This window comes from Stenotrophomonas sp. HMWF003, from assembly GCF_003061285.1.
Taxonomy (GTDB): domain Bacteria; phylum Pseudomonadota; class Gammaproteobacteria; order Xanthomonadales; family Xanthomonadaceae; genus Stenotrophomonas; species Stenotrophomonas maltophilia_AP.
In genome coordinates this window covers 1-5,005 of record NZ_QAIW01000307.1, presented here as the reverse complement: position 1 = coordinate 5,005, position 5,005 = coordinate 1, and the positions used below count along the sequence as shown (strand labels likewise).

General features: G+C 67.2%; 4 protein-coding genes. 3 read left to right on the top strand and 1 reads right to left on the bottom strand.

What is annotated here, in order from left to right; genetic code table 11:
* Together DBR34_RS12550 and zupT are read left to right on the top strand one after the other, a co-directional pair.
* Window positions 1–286: energy transducer TonB (locus DBR34_RS12550; protein ID WP_258223884.1), on the top strand; the 286-nt coding region annotated here is incomplete at its 5' end.
* 100 nt (window positions 287–386) lie between these two features.
* Window positions 387–1,196 (top strand): zinc transporter ZupT, encoded by an 810-nt coding sequence (gene zupT / locus DBR34_RS12545; protein ID WP_128097040.1) that lies wholly within the window; start codon window positions 387–389, stop codon window positions 1,194–1,196.
* Window positions 1,197–1,373: 177 nt separating this feature from the next.
* On the opposite strand, the gene DBR34_RS12540 is transcribed toward zupT, so the two are convergent.
* Window positions 1,374–2,312 (bottom strand): RluA family pseudouridine synthase, encoded by a 939-nt coding sequence (locus tag DBR34_RS12540; RefSeq protein WP_128097039.1) that lies wholly within the window; start codon window positions 2,310–2,312, stop codon window positions 1,374–1,376.
* Window positions 2,313–2,757: 445 nt separating this feature from the next.
* Here DBR34_RS12540 and DBR34_RS12535 point away from each other — a divergent pair.
* A partial coding sequence (locus DBR34_RS12535; RefSeq protein WP_258223883.1) for an Rne/Rng family ribonuclease occupies window positions 2,758–5,005 on the top strand: 2,248 nt, incomplete at its 3' end.

Sequence of the window (5,005 nt, the reverse complement as noted above, 5' to 3'; positions counted from 1 at the left end):
GTACCCGATCGAACTGGCCTGCCAGGGCATCGGCGGCACCAGCACCTTCAAGGTGGTGATCGCCGCCAACGGCAAGCCCAGCCAGGTGGCGCAGGTGACCAGCAGCGGCAACGCCCAGCTCGACGCGCAGGCGAAGACGGCGGTGGAAGGCTGGGAGTTCAAGGCGGCCACCCGCGCCGGCCAGACCGTGTCCACCACCATCCAGGTACCGGTGAGCTTCAACCCGCCGCAGCCCAAGCCGGACGAGTGCTTCGCGGTGGAAGAGCGGCTGCGCCGGGGCGGTTGAAGTTCCCCTGATCTGAGGTCAGCCAGCGCCAGCCTCCCCTTACCGCGCCCCGGGCACCCCCATCGGGGCGCGTTGCACTTCTCCAAGGATGCTGTGGCGCATGCTCGAAATTTCGTCTGAAAATGTCTGGGTCGCGCTCGGCGTGACCCTGGCTGCCGGCCTGGCAACCGGCCTGGGCAGCCTGATGGTGCTGTTCTCGCGCCGCCCCAACCCGCGGCTGCTGGCCTTCGGGCTGGCCTTTGCCGGCGGGGCGATGGTGTTCGTGTCGCTTACCGAGATCCTGAACAAGGCGATCGATTCGTTCACCCAGGCCTACGATGCCCGGCTGGGCTTCGCCTACGGCACGGCCGCGTTCCTGGCCGGGGTGCTGCTGATCGTGGTGATCGACCACCTGATCCCGAACCCCCACGAAAGCCTGGACAAGCAGGACCCGGTGTTCCGCGACAACAACAAGGCCTACATCAAGCGGGTGGGCCTGCTGACCGCGATCGCGATCACCGCGCACAACTTTCCCGAAGGCCTGGCCACGTTCTTTGCCACGCTGGAGAGCCCGTCGGTGGGCATGCCGCTGGCCTTCGCCATCGCCATCCACAACATCCCCGAAGGCATCGCCATCGCGGTGCCGGTGTATTTCGCCACCCAGAACAAGTGGTATGCCTTCGGCGCCAGCCTGCTCTCGGGCCTGGCCGAGCCGGTTGGCGCGGCGATCGGCTACTTCGCGCTGTCGGGCATGCTCAACCACGCCACCTTCGGCTGGGTGTTCGGCCTGATTTCCGGGGTGATGGTGTTCCTCGCCCTGGACGAACTGCTGCCGGCGGCAAAGCGCTACGCCAAGGGCCACGAAACCGTGTACGGCCTGGTGGCCGGCATGGGCAGCCTGGCGATCAGCCTGGTGCTGTTCAAGTGGTGACGGCCCGGGCTCTACCCCGGTAACGCTAGGCCCTGTCGCCCGATAACGTCGGCGTAGGGTCCCGCCGCCCGGTAGTGCCGGCCGCTGGCCGGCTCTTCCCGATGTCGATCAAGACCGTGCAGAGCCGGCCAGCGGCCGGCACTACCCTCCGTTCGGCACGGCTTTATCTGCCAGCTCTCACTTCAACCGGTTCAGCACCTCGGTCAGCTCGTCGGCCAGCGGCGCGTTGAGCAGGTACGGGGTCTTGCCGGCGTCCAGTGCGAACTCCAGCGAGGCGGCGTGCAGGAACAGGCGCTTCAGCCCGATCTGCTCACGAAGCCGCTTGTTGACGTCCGGATCGCCGTACTTGTCGTCACCGGCGACCGGATGCCCCAGGTGCTGGGCATGCACGCGGATCTGGTGGGTGCGGCCGGTTTCGATGCGGACCTCGCAGTACGAATGCCCGCCCTTGCGTTCCAGCACCTTGAAGTGACTGATCGACTCCTTGCCGATCGGGTTGACCTGCACATGCCGCTCCCCGCCCTGGCGCAGGCCCACGTGCAGCGGCGCATCCACCGTCATGGTGCCGTCGGGCATGCGCCCGACCAGCAGCGTCAGGTAATGCTTGCGGATGCCCGAGCCGTGGTCTTCGCGCAGCAGCGCCTGCAGCTCGCTCAGCGCCGAACGCTTCTTGGCCACGATCAGCAGGCCCGATGTGTCGCGGTCCAGCCGGTGCACCAGTTCCAGGGTCTTGCCCGGGCGCAGCGCCCGCAGCGTCTCGATCGCGCCGAAGCTGATCCCACTGCCGCCGTGGCTGGCCACGCCCGACGGCTTGTTCAGCGCCAGCAGCCGATCGTCTTCGAACACGATGGCATCTTCCAGCCGTTTCATGAACGCGGCGGGCGGACCTGCCTTGTCGCCCTCCTCGGTGAGACGGACCGGCGGCACCCGGACCTCGTCGCCCGGCTCCAGCTTGCGCTCGGCCTTGGCGCGGCCGCCGTTGACCCGGACCTGGCCACTACGCACCAGCTTGTAGATCAGGCTGCGCGGCGCACCCTTGAGCTGGCCGAGCAGGAAGTTGTCCAGGCGCTGCCCGGCACGGTCGGCCGGGACGGTGATGATACGTACGCTGGTCATGGCTTCAGCGGCTTTGGGGGTGGGCTCGGTAACGGTCATTGGCCTTTTATTCTGTTACACTCGGCATGCGAGATAAGGGATTGATTTCGTTGGAAGTTGCTCTGGGCCAGAAGCCCGACTTCCCGCGATTCCGGCACAGTGCGCAGCCACCGCCCCCGGGGCGGCCATGTTAGCGGCTCACCGGCGGTCCCGGCCATCGCCGGATGCCTGACAAGCGTCTGTGCTGAAAAACATGTCCCTGTGGCGCTCCAGCCTGGCTGACAGCTGCCTCCGGCCCCGTAACACCCAAACCAAAACAAATGAAGCGCTCCCGCGGGCTGCCGTGGTGTTGTAGCGCTGGAAACCCAAGCCGCCCTCCCCGCGCCTGCGCGATGGGCGTCGAAGCGTGACCAGAAGCGAAACCCCATGGTGTTCCGCGCGGTAGCAGCGCGCGAGGAACCCAACAATGAAGCGAATGCTGATCAATGCCACGCAGGCTGAAGAGCTGCGGGTAGCCATCGTGGATGGCCAGACGCTGTACGACATCGACATCGAACAGCCGTCCAAGGAACAGAAGAAGTCGAACATCTACAAGGGCCGCATCACGCGCCTTGAACCGTCGCTGGAAGCGGCCTTCGTCGAATACGGCGGCGAGCGCCACGGCTTCCTGCCGCTGAAGGAAATCTCGCGCGATTACTTCGCCGCGGGCGTGGACCACAACAAGGCCGGCATCCGCGAACTGCTGCGTGAAGGCCAGGAAGTGGTTGTCCAGGTCGACAAGGAAGAGCGTGGCAACAAGGGCGCCGCCCTGACCACGTTCATCTCGCTGGCCGGCCGCTACATGGTCCTGATGCCGAACTCGCCCACCGCTGGCGGCGTGTCGCGTCGCATCGAGGGCGAAGACCGCGCCGCGCTGAAGGAAGCGCTGGACAAGCTGAACATCCCCGACGACATGGGCGTGATCATCCGCACCGCCGGCGTCGGCCGCGATGCCGAAGAGCTGCAGTGGGATCTGGATTACCTGCTGCAGGTGTGGAAGTCGATCGCCGAAGCGGCGCTGACCAAGCCGGCCTCCTTCCTGATCTACCAGGAGTCGCGCCTGATCGTGCGCGCCCTGCGTGACTACCTGCGCGCCGACGTCGGCGAGATCCTGGTGGACACCCAGGAACTGTACGAGACCGCCCGCGAGTTCATGCAGCAGGTGATGCCGCAGACCCTGCGCAAGCTCAAGCACTACACCGACGACATCCCGCTGTTCAACCGCTTCCAGATCGAATCGCAGATCGAAGGCGCGTATGAGCGCAACGTGCGCCTGCCGTCCGGCGGTTCGATCGTGGTCGACCAGACCGAGGCGCTGACCGCCATCGACGTCAACTCCTCGCGCGCCACCAAGGGCAGCGACATCGAGGACACCGCATTCCAGACCAACCTGGAAGCGGCCGAAGAAGTGGCCCGCCAGCTGCGCCTGCGCGACCTGGGCGGCCTGGTGGTCATCGATTTCATCGACATGGCCTCCAACAAGCACCAGCGCGAAGTTGAAAACCGCCTGCAGAACGCGCTCAAGTACGACCGTGCGCGCGTGCAGCTGGGCCGCATCTCGCGCTTTGGCCTGATGGAAATGAGCCGCCAGCGCCTGCGCCCGAGCCTGGGCGAATCCAGCCAGATCGTGTGCCCGCGTTGCGACGGCCATGGCCGCATGCGCAGCGTCGAGTCGCTGTCGCTGTCGATCATCCGCGTGGCTGAAGAGCATGCGATGAAGGAGAACACCGGGCAGGTGCTGGTCCAGGCCCCGGTCGAGATCGCCAACTACCTGCTCAATGAAAAGCGCAGCGCCCTGCGCGAGATCGAACAGCGCCATGACGCGCCGATCGTGATCGTCGCCGACGAACAGCTGCACACCCCGCATTACGAAGTGACCCGACTGCGTGACAACGAGCTGGGCGAAGAAAGCGGCAAGCCGAGCTACCAGCGCGGTACCCCGCGCAAGCTGCCGGTGCACGCGCTGACCAAGGCCCAGCTGAACATCCCGGCGGCCCCGGTGGTGACCCAGGTCAAGCACAGCCAGCCGGCGCCGATCCGCGAAGCCCCGGAACCGGAAGCCGCGCCCGCACCGGTCGCTGCCCCGGCCCCGGTGGCCGCACCGGCCGCTACCGGCGTGGTGGGCTGGCTCAAGCGCATCTTCGGTGGCGAACCGGCCCCGGCCGCTGCCCCGCCGGCGAACGCACGCCCGGCCCAGGACGGCAACCGCACCAACCGCAACAAGGATCGCAACAAGGACCGCAATGGCGGCCGCCGCGATGAACGCGGTGGCGAGCGCAACGGCAATGGCGGCGCACAGGCGCAGGGCCAGGGCCGTGGCAAGGACCGCGGTGAACGTGGCGAGCGTGGCGAACGCGGTGGCAAGAACGAGCGTCGTGACGAGCGCCGCCAGGACGTCGCCGCACCGGTGGCCGGCAATGCCGCACAGGTGCAGGCACCGGGCCAGGCCAAGCCGCGCAACGAACAGCAGCCCAAGCAGCCGCGCAATGAGCAGCAGCCCAAGCTGAAGCAGAAGCAGAACCCGCAGCAGCCCAAGCCGCAGCAGGGCGATGCCGACAAGGCCGTGGCCAGCGACAAGCCGGCACGCCAGCCGCAGGCCGATGCGCCGAAGCCGGGCAACACGACCGCACCGGTCGCCGATGCCGCACTGGTGACCGCCGCTGCCGTGGGCGTGG